Origin of the sequence: Pseudoalteromonas sp. TB41 (assembly GCF_000497975.1) — a bacterium.
In the GTDB taxonomy this organism is placed as follows: Bacteria; Pseudomonadota; Gammaproteobacteria; order Enterobacterales; family Alteromonadaceae; genus Pseudoalteromonas; species Pseudoalteromonas tetraodonis.
Genome location: NZ_AUTH01000098.1, coordinates 20,047 through 35,570, shown reverse-complemented (window position 1 = coordinate 35,570; position 15,524 = coordinate 20,047). Strand labels below are relative to the sequence as shown.

Sequence of the window (15,524 nt, the reverse complement as noted above, 5' to 3'; positions counted from 1 at the left end):
AATTATAGAAAGAATTCCACAAAGCCCTTTTAATAAAGTCAACTACACTTTAGTCTACACCCATTTAAGCTTACAATGCTTATATATCAACCAAGTGTACTGATTAATATTTAAATGGAAAATGAATCTATGCCAACTCTCCCAAAAAAACCAAACCATGTTTTGGTACTTAATTGTGGAAGCTCAAGTTTAAAGTTTGCAATTATTGATGCAAACACAGGAAAAGACATTATTTCAGGTTTAGCTGAGCGCCTAGGTGCAGATGCTCCCTCAATAAAATATAAATTTAAGGGAGAAAAGACCACCATTAAACTTGCTGCTAATCAGGCACACGCGCATGCCATTGATACGCTGGTTGATTTAATAAAAGATCACAATCTTGATGAGCAACTAGTTGCTGTTGGTCATCGTGTTGTGCATGGTGGTGAGCATTTTACCCAATCAGTATTAATTGACGAACGCGTTATTGCAGGTATCACGCAATCAGCTACGCTAGCACCTTTGCATGGCCACGCTAACTTACTGGGTATTTCATCAGCGCAAGCATCATTTAAAAATTTACCGCAAGTAGCCGTGTTCGACACGGCATTTCATCAAACGATGGATGAAGTCGCTTATCTTTATGCCCTTCCTTATCAGCTTTATAAAGACTTTGGTGTTAGGCGCTATGGTTTTCATGGCACCAGCCATTTTTATGTGGCAGGACAAACTGCGAAGTTGTTGGCACTTCCTATTGAAAACAGTAACTTTATTAGCGCCCACTTAGGAAACGGCTGTTCAGTGTGTGCGATTAAAAATGGCAAAAGTGTTGATACCAGTATGGGGTTAACCCCGCTTGAAGGGCTTATTATGGGTACGCGCTGTGGCGACATTGATCCGGGCCTATTTAACTTTTTGACCACGCAACTCGATTACACTGCTCAGCAAATTGATGACTTACTCAATCAAAAAAGTGGTTTATTAGGCATAAGCGAGTTGTCTAACGATTGTCGCACCATAGAAGAAGCAGCTATTGCAGGCAACCAGCAAGCTATGCTGGCTCTTAATATGTTTTGTTACCGCCTCGCAAAACAAATAGCCGCTTACATGGTCCCGCTGCAACAGCTAGACGCAGTTATTTTTACCGGCGGTATTGGCGAAAATTCCGATATTATCCGTGATAAAGTACTTAAACAATTGGCCTTTTTAGGTATTAATTTAGACCCACAAGCAAACCTTGACGCACGTTTTGGCCAAGCTGGGTTAATTAGTACAGCTGATTCACGTAGCAAAGCGGTTGTTATGCCCACTAACGAAGAATGGGTGATCGCACTTGATGCCGCAAACATCACCAAGGAGTTATAATATGGCTCGTCGTATTATGTTGATCCCCGTTTCTACTGGGGTTGGTTTAACCTCAGTATCGGTGGGTTTGGTAAGGGCGCTGGAACAAAAAACTGTTAAAGTTAATTTTTTTAAACCTATAGCCCAACCACGCGCGGGTGAAACAGGCCCAGAAAAGTCAACACAAATTGTTACCCAAGGCTCACCTATTGATCCACCCACGTCATTTGCGCTGGATTACGCCGAGCAAATGATTGGCGATGGCAAAGGCGATGACCTGCTAGAAGAAATTGTAGAGCGTTTTCAAAGTAAAATTAACGATGATGAAGTGGCTATTATTGAAGGCATGGTGCCTACTCGTCGCCAACCGTATGCGGGGAGAGTAAATCGCGAAATCGCACAAACTTTAGGGGCGGATATCGTTTTTGTACTTACCCCTGGCAATTACAACATTACTCAAATTGAAGACCGACTTGAAATAGCCGCTGGCAACTATGGTGGCATTGACCACCCTCGCGTGCTTGGCTGTATTTTTAATAAAGTAAACGCCCCCCTTGATGAGGAAGGTCGAGCTCGCGCCGATTTAGTCGATACCTATAAGCCAGAAGCGCTTGATAACGAATTAAACCGCTTAGCTTCTTTACCTATTTTTAGAAAAAACCCGTTTATGTTACTCGGCACTATTCCGTGGGATTTTGAACTGGTTGCCCCACGTGTTAAAGATTTAAGTGCCTATTTAAAAGCCACTATTATCAACGAAGGCGATATGGTGCACCGCCGACTCAGACGAATTACATTTTGTGCCCGCACGGTATCCAATATTTTAAATTATTTTACGCCAGGTGCGTTATTGGTAACCCCAGGCGATCGCTCAGATATACTCGTTGCAGCTTGCTTATCGGCCATGAATGGCACAAAACTAGGTGCAATTTTACTTACCGGTGGTTTTGAACCTGAGCCGCGCATTATGGCGCTATGCGAACAAGCTATGCAAACTGGTCTGCCAATTTTGGCAACCGAGGGCGATACCTGGCGCACTTCTTTATTGCTGCATAACTTTAACCTAGAAGTGCCTAGCGACGATGAACAACGCATAGAAAAAGTAAAAGATCATAACGCTGCACATATCGATTCTGATTGGCTGGACACATTAGCAAAAAGTGTGGGGAAAACCCGCAAGTTATCCCCCCCTGCCTTTAGGTATTTATTAACCGATAAAGCCCGTAAAGCGGATAAAACGATTGTGTTGCCTGAGGGTAACGAGCCTCGTACCATTAAAGCCGCTGCTATTTGTGGCCAACGCGGCATAGCTAAAACAATTTTACTTGGCGATCGCGATGAAATATTACGCATTGCGGAGCAACAAGGGATTGAACTGAACGAGCATGTGACTGTAATAGAGCCAACTAGTATTATTAACGACTACGTGGCACCTATGGTTGAGATTCGTAAAAACAAAGGCTTAACTGACGTTATTGCAAAGGAACAACTGCAAGATAACGTGGTACTGGGCACCATGATGCTAGAACAAGGGAAAGTCGATGGGCTGGTTTCAGGGGCAGTCAATACCACGGCCAATACTATTCGCCCGCCTTTACAGTTGATTAAAACCGCACCGGGTTCATCATTAGTCTCATCAGTGTTTTTTATGTTATTGCCTGATCAAGTGCTTGTTTATGGTGACTGTGCTATTAACCCTGATCCTAATGCTGAACAACTAGCCGATATTGCAATTCAATCTGCCGATTCTGCTGCCGCATTTGGCATAGAACCTCGTGTAGCAATGATAAGTTACAGCACGGGTAATTCGGGCAGTGGCGCTGATGTAGAAAAAGTCCGCGAAGCAACAAAAATTGCCCAACAAAAGCGCCCAGATCTCATTATCGATGGGCCATTGCAATACGATGCGGCCATTATGGAAAGTGTAGCTATTAAAAAAGCGCCAGATAGCCCGGTTGCCGGTAAAGCAACCGTGTTTATTTTCCCTGATTTAAATACGGGTAATACCACCTACAAAGCAGTGCAACGAAGTGCCGATTTGATCAGTATTGGTCCTATGTTACAAGGGATGCGCAAACCTGTTAACGACTTAAGCCGTGGCGCATTAGTTGACGATATTGTGTATACCATTGCTTTAACAGCCATTCAGGCGGCGCAAGTAGAAGCGCTTAATTAAGGCCTGTAATTAACATGCCCTTTTTATAGCCTAGCCATTTTTTATTTAATAATTAACTGGTTAGGCTATTTATACCTCACAACCCCCAAGCTTATCCACAGAAATTGTGGACAATTATTTTTTAGCTAATAAAAATATAGCACTGCCTAAACTTGAGCCTTTAATTTAGCTTCAATACTCTATACTATAAAGCTATTATTTTGCTGCTGGCGATACGTTTAATGTCAAAACAAACATTACAATTACACAGCACCGTGTTATCTATTCATAGTTTAGCCCTTGATGCTGACATACCGCCTGCGCTGTTAAAGCAACCGTTATTTTTTATCTCAAAAACGCATGATGAACTGTCAGTTGTTTGCCCTGTCGACTTTATTATTGATAGCCAAGACACTGAATCTAATTGGCAAGCACTGGAAGTAATAGGTCCTTTAGGGTTTTCGTTAACTGGCATTATGGCAAACCTGTCAGGCGTATTAGCCAGAGCCGGCGTGTCCATTTTTTCGATATCCACATATGATACCGACTATATTTTAGTAAAAAAACAAACGGTCACCAAAGCAATTACAGCCCTTAAAGCCGATGGCTACAACGTGGTAACTGAATAAATAATGAAATCTGAAGACGTTAGCTATTTAACTAAAAATAAAATTGGCCGAAACGCGATACAAATCACGAGTCCGTTCAGTGGTAAAGTGATGCCAATGGAAGAGCATCCACAACCCTTTTTTCGTTTTGGCACACTCGGCCCAGGTATTGTTGTTAGTTTATCGAGTCATAAAGTATTAGCGCCCTTCAATGGCACCTTACTGCAGGTAAAAAGTGCCGGTTGTGAATTTATTTTAAAAGCCAACAACGGCTTAAAAGTATTAATAAACCTAGCGGTGCCCGATTCACAAACACTTACGCATACTCATATTGCTCAGCTTAACGGCAGCAAAATAACCAAAGGACAGCGCCTCGCTTACTTTGATTTGCGTGAACTCGATACGCCTATTTTAGCTAGCCTTATCATACTCAATGGCCACGACTTAGGCACTTTTCATTATTCTCACCCGCAGGTCAATGCTGGTGTAGATATCTTATTAACTATTATCAAAAAGAAGTAGGTTTATGATCACTCTCTATGGCATTAGCAACTGCGACACAATCAAAAAAGCAAAAAAATACCTAAGCGATAATGACATCGCGTTCACTTTCCATGACTATCGTAAAGATGGCGTTAATCATAATATGGTTAGCGATTTTGCAGAGCATATTGACTGGGAACAGCTTGTTAATAAACGTAGCACAACATACAGAGCGCTGTCGGATGAGCAAAAGCAAAGCTTAACTAAGCAAACTGCTATCGATATATTGGTTGAACAACCTGCAATGATTAAACGCCCTGTTCTTATTAATAACGGGCAATACCATTTAGGCTTTAAAGCAGCCCAGTACGATGAGATCTTTAAATAATGACCCATCCAGTAATTACCCTAGCCCAAGCCTTAATTCAGCGAGAGTCGGTTACACCTGAAGATGCCGGGTGCCAACATATGATGAATGAACGCCTAAGCGCCATTGGCTTTGATATTGAATCGCTCTTTTTTACTGACACGCTCAATACTTGGGCACGAAAAGGCACGCAATCACCGCATTTTTGTTTTGCCGGTCATACTGATGTGGTGCCCACTGGACCTGAAAAAAACTGGCAGCATCCGCCTTTTGCAGGCCTAATTGAAGACGGCTTATTACATGGCCGTGGCGCTGCCGACATGAAAGGCTCATTAGCAGCGATGATTGTGGCAACCGAACGCTTTGTGACTAAGCATCCAGATCACAAAGGTTCCATTTCGTTTTTAATTACCTCAGATGAAGAAGGCCCGTTTATTAACGGCACCACGCGCGTGATAGATACTTTAGAGGAGCGCGGTGAAAAAATAGACATGTGCCTTGTAGGTGAACCCTCTTCTCGCGATGTACTCGGTGATGTGGTTAAAAATGGCCGCCGTGGTTCACTCACGGGGTTTTTAACTATAAAAGGCGTGCAAGGTCATGTGGCCTATCCACATTTAGCACAAAACCCAATTCATTTAGCCACGCCAGCTTTAACCGAGTTAAGCCAAACTGTGTGGGATATGGGTAATGACTTTTTTCCAGCCACCAGCTTTCAAATCTCTAATATTAATGGCGGTACGGGCGCAGGCAATGTGATCCCTGGGGAGCTAGAGGTACAATTTAATTTTAGATTTAGTACCGAAGTTACTCATCAACAACTACAACAAAAAGTAAATGCCATTTTACAAAAACACAATTTAAATTATGAACTCAATTGGATTGTGAATGGCTTGCCGTTTTTAACCGATCACGGCCCATTGGTTGATGCCACCGTAGCCGCCATTAAATCGGTAACGGGGTTAACCACTAACTTAGAAACAACAGGTGGCACCTCAGATGGTCGTTTTATCGCACAAACGGGTGCTAAAGTTATTGAATTAGGGCCACGTAATGCCACTATTCATAAAGTGGACGAGTGTGTTAGCACCGACGACCTAATCGCGCTGGCCGATATTTACGAACAAATATTAGAGCACCTGTTAACTTAATGACTGCAAATAAAGAACTCATACAATGCATCACTGGCCAAAGTGATGCACATTTAGTTGCCATACAAAATCACTTTTTGCATGCCGATATTGTAAATGACTTTATTGCACTGCAAACTGCGGCTGCATCAGCAGGCTTTGATTTATGTATTGCATCAAGTTTTCGGGATTTTAACCGTCAATCCGCTATTTGGAACGCTAAATTTTCCGCTAAGCGGCCGGTATTAAACAAAGCGCAGCAACACGTTGATATTAATTCGCTCAGTGATATTGATAAATGCATTGCCATTATGCTTTATTCTGCGCTACCGGGGGCGAGTCGCCATCATTTAGGGACTGATTTAGATATTTACGATAAAAGCGCAGTGAGTGACGATTATGTTTTGCAATTGAGCCCTAATGAATATCAGCAAGGTGGGCCTTTTGCTAAACTAAGCCAATGGCTAGACACTCATCTAGCAGAATTTGGATTTTATCGACCTTACCAGTACGACTTGGGCGGGGTAGCTCCTGAGCTTTGGCATATTAGCCACATAGCGCAATCAGCGCAGCTTATTCGTCACCTTACGCCAGAAGTGTTGCACGACTGCATTAAAAACAGTGATTTATTAGGTAAAGACGCTATTTTAACCCACTTACCTGCATTGTATGAACGCTTTGTGATCAATGTAAGTCCACCAGCTAAGCAGTTTTAGTCTTTTTATTTAAAGTAAAAACTAATACCGCTAGTAAAATGATACTGCTGGGGAGCATAAATTGTACAGTTAATGTCTCTGATAAAAACACTGCCCCTGCAATAGCCGCCAAAACGGGTACGCATAACTGCACTATGGCTGCATGCGTGCTCTTTAATAGTGGCATAGCCACATACCAAATACTGTACCCTACGCCAGATGCGATGGCACCTGAGGCTATTGCAAGTAACGCCCCTTCGATACGTATATTTTTAAGCTGGCTCATTCCCACCACAATTAAAATAGGTAGCACTAATAAACTACGAATAAAATTAAAGGCAGTGGCTCTTAGCGGCGACACACACGCCTTGCCACGAATACTGTAAATTCCCCACGCAATGCCACTTATACTCATTAATAATGCAGCCATCAACGGTGGTGCTGTCTGTGAGGGCACCATTAAGTAAACAAATGCAGCAAACGCCACTATAAATGCAAGCCATTGCACAGCACTTAAACGCTCTTGTTTATATATGCCCCAGCCAATCATTGTAAATTGCACCGCCGAGAATAAAATAAGCGCCCCCATACCGGTATCAAGCTCGATATAAGCAACAGAAAAACACAGCGCATATATCAATAAGCTAGCACTGCTTCGCCAACTGCCAGTATCGTTAATAATAGGATTACTTAACTGCGCTTTTTTATTTAACTGCCTAGTATAGAGCAGCATAATAATGGTCAAACACACTGCCCCGCTCAGTAACCTAATAACGGTAAAATTCCACGCATCAATGTAGCCTTGCGCCAACGCTAACCGACATAATAACGAATTTGCAGCAAAGGCAACTAACGCGATAATAGTAAACAGTGTTGCTTTCAAATTAATTCCTAACGTATTGATAAATATGTACCGTACTTATATACCGATTAAATTAACGTCCAATGTTGTAAACGTTACCATGGTTATTTTTTAAATGATAAAGTTTTTATTAAGGGTTTTTGTTCTATGTTTATACACTACGCTTTTTTACAATCTTTCACACTTGTATTTATTGGCAGTATGTTAACCTTACAGAATAAATAAGAAGGAGTGCGCGTGCGTCACATTTTAATTTTTAGTCTTTGCTTTATTGTAAGTGGTTGCAGCACCATTGGCTTTGACGATCTCTTTAATGATTACGCCACTAATACCACCCCTATTAGACAAGCCATTACGAATAATAATATTGAGAGTGCACGCTCCTTAATAAGCAAAAACAGCAAAACACACAGTAATTATTTACTGAGCCAATTAGAACAAGGCCGTATCGCGGATTTAGCCAACAACCCCGATAACGCACAAGTTCATTTTGAAACTGTCTATCAACAAATGCAATCTAAGCGCCAAGCTGCAAAAATACAAGTAAGTGCTGGGCTTGAGCAAAGTAATGCGCTGTTAACCAACGACTCAGCTATTGGTTATACACCGCCCGCCTACGAAATGAGTATGTTGCATAGCTACAAAGCACTCAATTATGTTTATAAACATGATATTGAAAGCGCCTTAGTTGAAATACGCCGTGCTAATAAAGTACAAGTTGATGAACTATTAAATAATCAAAGCGAATTTGATAATGCGGTTGCCCAAGCACAGCAACACTATCCCGATATGGATAACTTAATTCGCTCGGTTAAAAATGGCTTTCAAAATGCGTACACGTTTTATTTATCAGGGTTACTATATGAAACGGCAAAGCAAGGTGATGATGCCTACATAGACTATAAAAAAGCGCTCGAAATACAACCTAACAATCCGTATTTACAACACGATGTACTGCGTCTTGCTAAGCAGCAAGGTTTTGCCGATGACTATAACCAATTTAAACGCCAGTTTGGTGAAGTTAACAGCTTAGAAAAAAACCAAGGCGAAGTGGTTATATTATTCGAACAAGGCCTGATACCAAAACAACACGAATTTAAATTGCGACTACCCATTTATACTTCACAGGGAGACGCCCGCTTTTATAGTCTCGCCATGCCCATTTATATAAATAATGCCTATGAAAGCACCGTTAAAAACGTCAAAATTAATGACCACGTATTATCACTAAGCCCGCTAGTGCACTTAGAAGCACTGGCCGCTAAAACGTTAGAGCAGCAAGTTGCTGGGCGCGTATCGAGGCAAATATTGCGCTTAGTGGCGAAAGAAAAGCTGCGCGCTGAGCTTGCCCGCAGTGGCGGTGATGTGGGGAATATTTTAGCAAACTTATATAATCTTGCANNTACCCGCAGCTGGCTTACCTTACCCAATCAAATTAGCCTTGCCCGCAGTGCAGTGGCTGCAGGCGAACATACCTTAAATGTTGGCTCAAAACCGCCAATAAATTTTACCGTTAGTAAGCAAAGGTTAACGTTAATCTACCTAACCTCTGTTAATAACTATTTTAACTCCCATGTAGTGCAACTTTAGGAGCCATCATGAAATACATACTCCCCATTATTGCGTTGTTTATGCTTAGCGCATGTAGCAGCCGACCTGTAACCTCAGGCATTGGAGTTGAACAAACTACCAACGCCTACAAAGAGCAGCTCAATGTTAACAATCTACAGTTAGCAAAAAAGCTATTAATTAGTGATGTAAAAACTCGTCAAACAAATAACCTAACCGACGTGGTAGTCACCTTGGCAAGTACCTATAAAAAGTCACAATATTTACAGTATCAATTTAACTGGTTTGATAAAGATGGCTTTGTAATTAAAGGCAACCACTCGCCGTGGCAAGCCCTCACATTATTTGGCTTTGCTAAAACTCAGCTTGCAGGGCTCGCGCCTAGCCCTAATGCCGTTACTTTCTCTTTAGCTGTAAGAGAAGTGTCTACTGAAGCACAAGAATTTAAAGATTAAAGGAAACCATGATGATCAATAAACAATTCAAATCACTCTCTGGCTATGCAATTTTAGGCTTAGCCGCACTCACACTAACAGGCTGTGCTAATAAAGCAGTCGTTAGTTATGGTGATGCCCAAGCCGTAGAAACCACAGATATAAACTTTGGCTCTACCGACCTACAAAAAGTAGCCTCGCAAATGACCGACTCACTTCTCAGTTCGCCAGTGGTTGGTACTATGACTGCCAATACACGCCCTGTGGTATTTGTTGAGCGTATTAAAAACAAAACCAGTGAACACATAGACACTGAGTCAATTACCGACTCAATTTCGACTCAATTACTTCGCAGTGGAAAATTTAGATTTGTTGATATGACTCGTGTAGAAGCGGTTCGTGAACAACTTACATTTCAAAATGAAGATGCACTGATCAATCCAAGCACTGCGGTGGCCTTTGGTAAACAAATTGGTGCGCAATATATGCTGTACGGTAACCTATCGAGCATTGTTAAATCCAATGCTGACAAAGCCGATGTGTACTACAAATTTACAATGCGCTTAATGGATATGCAAAGTGGCCTTGTTGAATGGGCTGACGAAACTGAAATTCGTAAAACCCGTGAAAAATCTACCTTTGGTTGGTAACTAACAGGAGCGAACCATGAAAACGCTTAGCTTATTTTTATGCACTTTATTAATATTTAGTGCCCCCACTTTTGCCAAGTATGAACGCAATAAAGCCGTTCCTGTGCAGCAAGTACTATTTGGTAAAGTGAAGTCAGTGCGCAACATTACAGAGCAACAATTGGTTCACGATAAAAGCAACGGCTGGAAAACCTTTGGCGGTGCCCTATTAGGTGGAGTTATTGGTAACCAGTTTGGTGGTGGCAGCGGTCGCACGGTAGCGACTATTTTAGGATCAGTGATTGGTGGTAATGTTGCGCATAATCAGCAACAGACACAACGCTATGAAAACCTCCAATTAGTTGAACTACTTATACAAGTAGAAAGTGGTGAACAATTTATGGTGGTACAAGACAACGATCCCGCTATGCGTTTTCACCAAGGTGATAATGTGCGTCTTATTTATTTAACTAATAACACAGTCCGCGTAGATAGCGCTTATTAGAGTCTATTTATGTTTCGAGCTTAATTATTAAAGTTCCAACAAAAAACCTAACTTAGGTCACTAAGTTAGGTTTTTTATACGTATTCACTTTTATTTATTAAGCGGGTTCTTTTGCCCACAGCTGCTCGTTTTCATGCATTTCATATAAACCATGTGCACGGTTAATCAGTAAATTTGCAAAATCAGCTTGGGTTTTATCTCGCGCGCCCGCGGTAATAATTTGATCGGCCTTTAACTGCCACTGCAGTGAAAAATAACGCATAGCATCGCGTGCATCTTTTGCTGCAGATGCTTCAGCGTGATCAGTTGGTAAACGACCGGTGATCACCCAGTAGCTTTTACCGTTTTGCGCTTTAAATTTCCAAAGCGCGCATAAAGGCGCTAAAAAACGGCTTTCTTTTTCAAGCAATGTTTTGGGCATAATGCCTTTTTCAGCTAAATGTTTTTGCGCATTTTGAAAACATTCGCGCTGCCATTGAATTTCTTGTTGCTGAAGTTCAGCTTGCTGCTCTGGTGTTAATGGTTTTTGTTCTTGTTGCTGCATTTTAATAACCTTTTTACTTCTTTGTTTACACTTTAAGGGCATAACAAATAAGGCGCAAGCATAAATAGCGTGCTTAACACCTTATTCGCAGCTGTTTGCTGGGTTTTTAAGCAAACCGATTATTTTATGTTGTGATCAAACGACCCCACATCACCGGGGAACACCACTGGCGATTCAACACCCTGTTTATTCACGCTAGCAACGCCAAAATAGTAGTTATCAATAACCACATTTTTAAGCGTAAACTCGCTTACATTATCAACCCATTGGCTGTATTGCCATTGTGGCTCACTCGTATAGCGCCAGTAAATTTTGTAACCGGCAATATTTTTATCATCCGATGGTTGCCAAGAAAGTGTGGTACTGGCGCGTACGGCACCACTAATTTTCACTTCTTTCGGTGGCGCTGGTGCCCATGCCATTGACGCTAGGCTCACCGCATTCAATGACGTGAGTTTTGCGGCGTAATCAAAATCAACCCCATCGATGGTATCACCGTACACTATGCCATTTTCGTTGCGTAGGTCTTGATGTTGACGGTCGTAATGCTCGTTAGTTTCCATTATACGTACAGCCGCAAAGCCCGCATCATTAAATGGGCGATGATGCCCTCCTCGAGCAAATCGGTCGAGTCTGTATACCAGCATAGTGTCTAAATTTTCAATGTATTTATCGGCAATGGTGTCTATGTAACGCGCTAAATTACGACTCGCTGAGTCAACTTCGCCACCTGTAAAACGACGAGTACGCGCTTGCTCTTTGGTTTCAACCACTCGCGTCCCTTCAGAAAAAATACGTGCAGTGGTGTTATCGGTTACGCCATTAATACCGGTAATATTACCAATCATGTCGTTATTTAAAACACCATGAACCTGCCAATTATTTTTTTGCGCATAAGCGGTTAAAATTTTACCGCCAAATAAACCTTGCTCTTCACCTGAGAGCGCCGCGTAAACAACCGAGCCATTAAATGTATATTTCGATAAAACACGCGCTGCCTCAATAACACCGGCAACCCCTGAAGCGTTATCATTTGCCCCTGGCGCATCGCTGGTAAAATCCATTACATCACTAACACGCGAGTCTATATCACCCGACATCATCACCATACGATTAGGCTCAGTACTGCCGCGCTGAATCGCAATTATGTTAACCACTTCTACAGGGTTAGGAATGCGCTTTTCTCCCGAAATGGTTTGTTTTACCTCTATTATTTTTAAGCAGCCACCACATTGTGCCGAAATCGCTTCAAATTCTTTTTTAATCCAACGCCTTGCCGCGCCAATACCACGTGTATCAGACTTAGTCTCTGATAGCGTATGTCGCGTACCAAAACCCACCAGCGTTTGAATATCACTCTCAATACGCTGCGCCGAAATTTCTTGTGCAATTTTATGCAATGATGCTTGTTGTGTAGACTCGCCAGCAAAGCTTGTAAGCGTTACAGAACTTAATGATGCCAACACACCATACTTTATAAGTCGATTAACTAACTTTAAACCTAAATAAGACATAGCATTGTTATCCTCATAATGAATGCTACCAACATGACAGCAGAAACCAATAACCGCAAACCTTTTGAGATAGACACTAAAAATCACACGCTTAATTACATATTATTAACACCTTGAATTTTACTTAGAATTTAACCCACACCAAACAAGTCCTCTGTTCAAGCACACTATTTTAATAAAAATAATCACTTATACTGTTTTGACCGTATATAGTGCTAAACATAATTAATCAGCTATCATTTTATAAAGGCTAATTTAATCAATAAGGTGCTGAAATAACATGAAGAAACACGAAGAATTACCAGAGGATCATGTTGATCCCCTGATGCAGTATTTACATCATGCTATTCGCTTTGCAATTAAAATACTGGCAGTGCTCATGGTGCTGGTTATTTTTTGGAGTATTGCTGATGTAGTGTATGTTTTATACATGCGGTTAAGTTCTCCGCCTTATTTTTTATTAAATATTGAAGACATTCTGCAAACCTTTGGTGCCTTTATGGTGGTGCTAATTGCGGTAGAAATATTTACTAACATTCGGTTATATTTGGGCTCTAGCTCGCTGCCCGTTGAACTTGTTATTGCTACCGCACTGATGGCTGTGGCGCGTAAAATTATTGTCCTCGATTTAAAATTAGTGACCTCAGAGCAAATTGTTGGCCTTGCGTTAGTTACCTTAGCACTGGGTATATCGTATTGGCTGGTAAAAAATAAAACCGGCCACACTAAGCTATAAACGGTTAACTCAACTTGAGTTAACCGACGCACACCTTATTCCCACTGCGCCTTTGTGTTTTACAATGGTATAGTGGGACATCTTTATAAATATTTAATTAAGCAGTTAATATGTATCGACTATTTGAACGGATGACTAAACCGTTCCCAGAGCGTTCTCCATCTCAGCCTCCTAAAACCCTTTTTGCATTTTGTCGTCACTACACCAAAGGCATGGAATTGTCGTTAGTGCTTATGTCGCTCAGTTCCGCATTACTCGCTATTTTAGAGGTGTCTTTATTTAGTTATATGGGCCAACTGGTTGACTGGCTTGGCGAATACACACCTGAAGAGCTGTTTTCGCAGCAACAATCTGCGTTAATAAAAATGGGGTTAATGCTTTTAGTCGTCATGCCTATAGTGGTGTTTTTTAGATCAGCTATTTTACATCAATCGCTATTGGGCAATTACCCTATGTCTATTCGTTGGTTGGCACACCGTTATTTACTGCGCCAAAGTGTCAGCTTTTATCAAAACGAATTTGCTGGGCGTATCGCTACAAAAGTATTACAAACCTCATTAGCAGTACGTGAGTCAGTCACTAAGTTACTTGATGTACTTATGTACATTGCTGTTTATTTTGGCTCAATGGTGTTTTTAGTGGCCGCCTCAGACTGGCGTTTAATGTTGCCATTATTAGTGTGGTTAGCATTATATATTTGCGTGCAAATTTACTTTGTACCCCGATTAAAAAGTATTGCCAGTTCACAAGCTGATGCACGCTCAGAAATGACCGGCCGTATCGTCGACAGCTACACAAATATTTCAACCATTAAGCTGTTTTCTTACACCCAACGCGAAGAACAATACGCCAAACAAAGTATGGATGTATTTTTACAGCCTGTTTATAAACAAATGCGCTTGGTCACCAGCTTAAACGTGGTTATTCAAAGCTTAAACTATTTGTTAGTGTTTTCGGTAGCAGCAGTGTCTTTGTATTTATGGTCGTTAAGCGCCATTAGTGCAGGAGCGATTGCCGTGGCATTGAGTTTATCGTTAAGGCTTAATGGTATGGCCCAATGGATCATGTGGGAAATTAGCAGCTTGTTTGAAAACATTGGTACCGTAGCCGATGGCATGCGCACCCTTTCTAATCCTATTGCGGTTGCTGACAAACCAGAAGCCGAAACGTTAAAGGTCACCCAAGGGGCAATCGACTTTAATAATGTATATTTTAACTACGGTAAAGCCGCGAATGAAAATAACCGTGGCCCCGTAATAAACGGATTAAACTTAAACATTAAACCCGGCGAAAAAATCGGCTTAGTGGGTCGTTCTGGCGCGGGTAAATCCACATTAGTTAACTTGTTGCTGCGCTTTTACGACACCGACAAAGGCAGCATTAGTATTGATGGCCAAAATATCACGGATGTAAGCCAAGAAAGCCTTCGCCGCTATATTGCTATGGTTACCCAAGATACATCCCTACTGCATCGTTCAGTAAAAGATAACATTTTATACGGCAGACCCGATGCCACAGAAGCCGAAATGCTCGATGCGACTAAGCAAGCCAAAGCCCTTGATTTTATAACCGATTTAGAAGACAGCAAAGGCAACAAAGGCTTTGATGCGCAAGTAGGCGAACGAGGGGTCACCCTGTCAGGCGGTCAGCGCCAACGTATTGCTATTGCACGCGTACTACTTAAAAACGCACCAATCCTCATACTTGATGAAGCCACCAGCGCTTTAGACTCTGAAGTCGAAGCGGCTATTCAAGCAAGCTTAGATGATTTAATGACAGGTAAAACAGTAATCGCCATTGCCCATCGATTATCGACCATTGCACAAATGGACAGACTCATCGTGCTTGATGAAGGCGGCGTTGTAGAGCAAGGCAGTCACGATGAATTAATTGCCCAAGGCGGCATTTACGCTGCTCTTTGGGCGCATCAAACCGGTGGTTTTATTGGCGTTGAGTAATTAGGTTAACAG

The 15,524-nt window shown here is 41.7% G+C and carries 16 protein-coding genes; 13 read left to right on the top strand and 3 right to left on the bottom strand.

Features of this window, described 5'->3' with window-relative positions; genetic code table 11:
- Positions 1-129 precede the first annotated feature (129 nt).
- From L641_RS0116990 to L641_RS0116960, 7 genes are all read left to right on the top strand, one after another.
- Entirely contained in the window at positions 130-1,344 is a 1,215-nt protein-coding gene (locus L641_RS0116990; protein ID WP_024602578.1) for an acetate kinase, read from the top strand.
- A gap of 1 nt (position 1,345) precedes the next feature.
- Complete coding sequence (gene pta, locus L641_RS0116985; protein ID WP_024602577.1) at positions 1,346-3,499, top strand: phosphate acetyltransferase; 2,154 nt, start codon at positions 1,346-1,348, stop codon at positions 3,497-3,499.
- A gap of 221 nt (positions 3,500-3,720) precedes the next feature.
- Positions 3,721-4,107 carry an ACT domain-containing protein gene (locus L641_RS0116980; protein ID WP_024602576.1) on the top strand — a complete coding sequence of 129 codons (387 nt, stop codon included), beginning with the start codon at positions 3,721-3,723 and terminating at the stop codon, positions 4,105-4,107.
- 3 nt (positions 4,108-4,110) lie between these two features.
- On the top strand, positions 4,111-4,608 hold the full coding sequence (locus L641_RS0116975; RefSeq protein ID WP_024602575.1) for a PTS glucose transporter subunit IIA: 498 nt from the start codon (positions 4,111-4,113) through the stop codon (positions 4,606-4,608).
- Positions 4,609-4,612: 4 nt separating this feature from the next.
- Positions 4,613-4,957 carry an ArsC family reductase gene (locus L641_RS0116970; RefSeq protein WP_024602574.1) on the top strand — a complete coding sequence of 115 codons (345 nt, stop codon included), beginning with the start codon at positions 4,613-4,615 and terminating at the stop codon, positions 4,955-4,957.
- Positions 4,957-6,087, top strand: a complete 1,131-nt coding sequence (dapE, locus tag L641_RS0116965) for a succinyl-diaminopimelate desuccinylase (RefSeq protein ID WP_013464786.1) — start codon at positions 4,957-4,959, stop codon at positions 6,085-6,087. The genes L641_RS0116970 and dapE overlap by 1 nt, the downstream gene beginning before the upstream one ends.
- On the top strand, positions 6,087-6,782 hold the full coding sequence (locus tag L641_RS0116960; RefSeq protein WP_024602573.1) for a M15 family metallopeptidase: 696 nt from the start codon (positions 6,087-6,089) through the stop codon (positions 6,780-6,782). Before dapE ends, L641_RS0116960 begins: the two co-directional genes overlap by 1 nt.
- Here the strand turns inward: L641_RS0116960 and L641_RS0116955 are convergent.
- Positions 6,769-7,644, bottom strand: a complete 876-nt coding sequence (locus L641_RS0116955) for a DMT family transporter (RefSeq protein ID WP_013464784.1) — start codon at positions 7,642-7,644, stop codon at positions 6,769-6,771. The two genes, L641_RS0116960 and L641_RS0116955, sit on opposite strands and share 14 nt — an antisense overlap.
- Positions 7,645-7,860: 216 nt before the next feature.
- Here L641_RS0116955 and L641_RS0116950 point away from each other — a divergent pair, with 216 nt between their 5' ends.
- From L641_RS0116950 to L641_RS0116935, 4 genes are read left to right on the top strand one after another with little or no spacing between them, the layout of a single operon-like run.
- Positions 7,861-9,213 (top strand): adenine DNA methylase, encoded by a 1,353-nt coding sequence (locus L641_RS0116950; protein WP_024602572.1) that lies wholly within the window; start codon positions 7,861-7,863, stop codon positions 9,211-9,213.
- A gap of 8 nt (positions 9,214-9,221) precedes the next feature.
- Positions 9,222-9,647, top strand: coding sequence for a YcfL family protein (locus L641_RS0116945; RefSeq protein WP_024602571.1), 426 nt, complete (start codon positions 9,222-9,224; stop codon positions 9,645-9,647).
- Positions 9,648-9,655: 8 nt separating this feature from the next.
- Complete coding sequence (lpoB, locus tag L641_RS0116940) at positions 9,656-10,276, top strand: penicillin-binding protein activator LpoB (RefSeq protein WP_013464781.1); 621 nt, start codon at positions 9,656-9,658, stop codon at positions 10,274-10,276.
- A 16-nt stretch (positions 10,277-10,292) separates the two neighbouring features.
- On the top strand, positions 10,293-10,760 hold the full coding sequence (locus L641_RS0116935; RefSeq protein WP_024602570.1) for a glycine zipper 2TM domain-containing protein: 468 nt from the start codon (positions 10,293-10,295) through the stop codon (positions 10,758-10,760).
- A 97-nt stretch (positions 10,761-10,857) separates the two neighbouring features.
- On the opposite strand, the gene L641_RS0116930 is transcribed toward L641_RS0116935, so the two are convergent.
- The gene (locus L641_RS0116930; protein WP_008110031.1) at positions 10,858-11,304 is read right to left on the bottom strand and encodes a DUF4826 family protein; all 447 of its coding nucleotides are present in this window, start codon (positions 11,302-11,304) and stop codon (positions 10,858-10,860) included.
- A 119-nt stretch (positions 11,305-11,423) separates the two neighbouring features.
- Positions 11,424-12,818: a M28 family metallopeptidase gene (locus L641_RS0116925; RefSeq protein WP_024602569.1), complete on the bottom strand. Its 1,395-nt coding sequence runs from the start codon at positions 12,816-12,818 to the stop codon at positions 11,424-11,426.
- Positions 12,819-13,098: 280 nt separating this feature from the next.
- Between L641_RS0116925 and L641_RS0116920 the strand changes: the two genes are divergently transcribed.
- Both L641_RS0116920 and L641_RS0116915 read left to right on the top strand, forming a co-directional pair.
- A complete protein-coding gene (locus L641_RS0116920; protein ID WP_013464778.1) occupies positions 13,099-13,554 on the top strand; it encodes a phosphate-starvation-inducible PsiE family protein in 456 nt (151 codons plus the stop codon).
- Between the two features lie 110 nt (positions 13,555-13,664).
- Positions 13,665-15,512 carry an ABC transporter ATP-binding protein gene (locus tag L641_RS0116915; RefSeq protein WP_024602568.1) on the top strand — a complete coding sequence of 616 codons (1,848 nt, stop codon included), beginning with the start codon at positions 13,665-13,667 and terminating at the stop codon, positions 15,510-15,512.
- Positions 15,513-15,524 lie beyond the last annotated feature (12 nt).

Excerpts from the sequence above, each read along its gene's own strand:
- L641_RS0116945 (WP_024602571.1), top strand. The coding sequence starts at position 9,222 with ATGAAATACATACTCCCCATTATTGCGTTGTTTATGCTTAGCGCATGT.
- L641_RS0116990 (WP_024602578.1), top strand. The coding sequence starts at position 130 with ATGCCAACTCTCCCAAAAAAACCAAACCATGTTTTGGTACTTAATTGT.
- L641_RS0116970 (WP_024602574.1), top strand. The coding sequence starts at position 4,613 with ATGATCACTCTCTATGGCATTAGCAACTGCGACACAATCAAAAAAGCA.
- lpoB (WP_013464781.1), top strand. The coding sequence starts at position 9,656 with ATGATGATCAATAAACAATTCAAATCACTCTCTGGCTATGCAATTTTA.
- pta (WP_024602577.1), top strand. The coding sequence starts at position 1,346 with ATGGCTCGTCGTATTATGTTGATCCCCGTTTCTACTGGGGTTGGTTTA.
- L641_RS0116915 (WP_024602568.1), top strand. The coding sequence starts at position 13,665 with ATGTATCGACTATTTGAACGGATGACTAAACCGTTCCCAGAGCGTTCT.
- L641_RS0116925 (WP_024602569.1), bottom strand. The coding sequence starts at position 12,818 with ATGTCTTATTTAGGTTTAAAGTTAGTTAATCGACTTATAAAGTATGGT.
- L641_RS0116920 (WP_013464778.1), top strand. The coding sequence starts at position 13,099 with ATGAAGAAACACGAAGAATTACCAGAGGATCATGTTGATCCCCTGATG.
- L641_RS0116975 (WP_024602575.1), top strand. The coding sequence starts at position 4,111 with ATGAAATCTGAAGACGTTAGCTATTTAACTAAAAATAAAATTGGCCGA.
- L641_RS0116960 (WP_024602573.1), top strand. The coding sequence starts at position 6,087 with ATGACTGCAAATAAAGAACTCATACAATGCATCACTGGCCAAAGTGAT.
- dapE (WP_013464786.1), top strand. The coding sequence starts at position 4,957 with ATGACCCATCCAGTAATTACCCTAGCCCAAGCCTTAATTCAGCGAGAG.
- L641_RS0116935 (WP_024602570.1), top strand. The coding sequence starts at position 10,293 with ATGAAAACGCTTAGCTTATTTTTATGCACTTTATTAATATTTAGTGCC.
- L641_RS0116930 (WP_008110031.1), bottom strand. The coding sequence starts at position 11,304 with ATGCAGCAACAAGAACAAAAACCATTAACACCAGAGCAGCAAGCTGAA.
- L641_RS0116980 (WP_024602576.1), top strand. The coding sequence starts at position 3,721 with ATGTCAAAACAAACATTACAATTACACAGCACCGTGTTATCTATTCAT.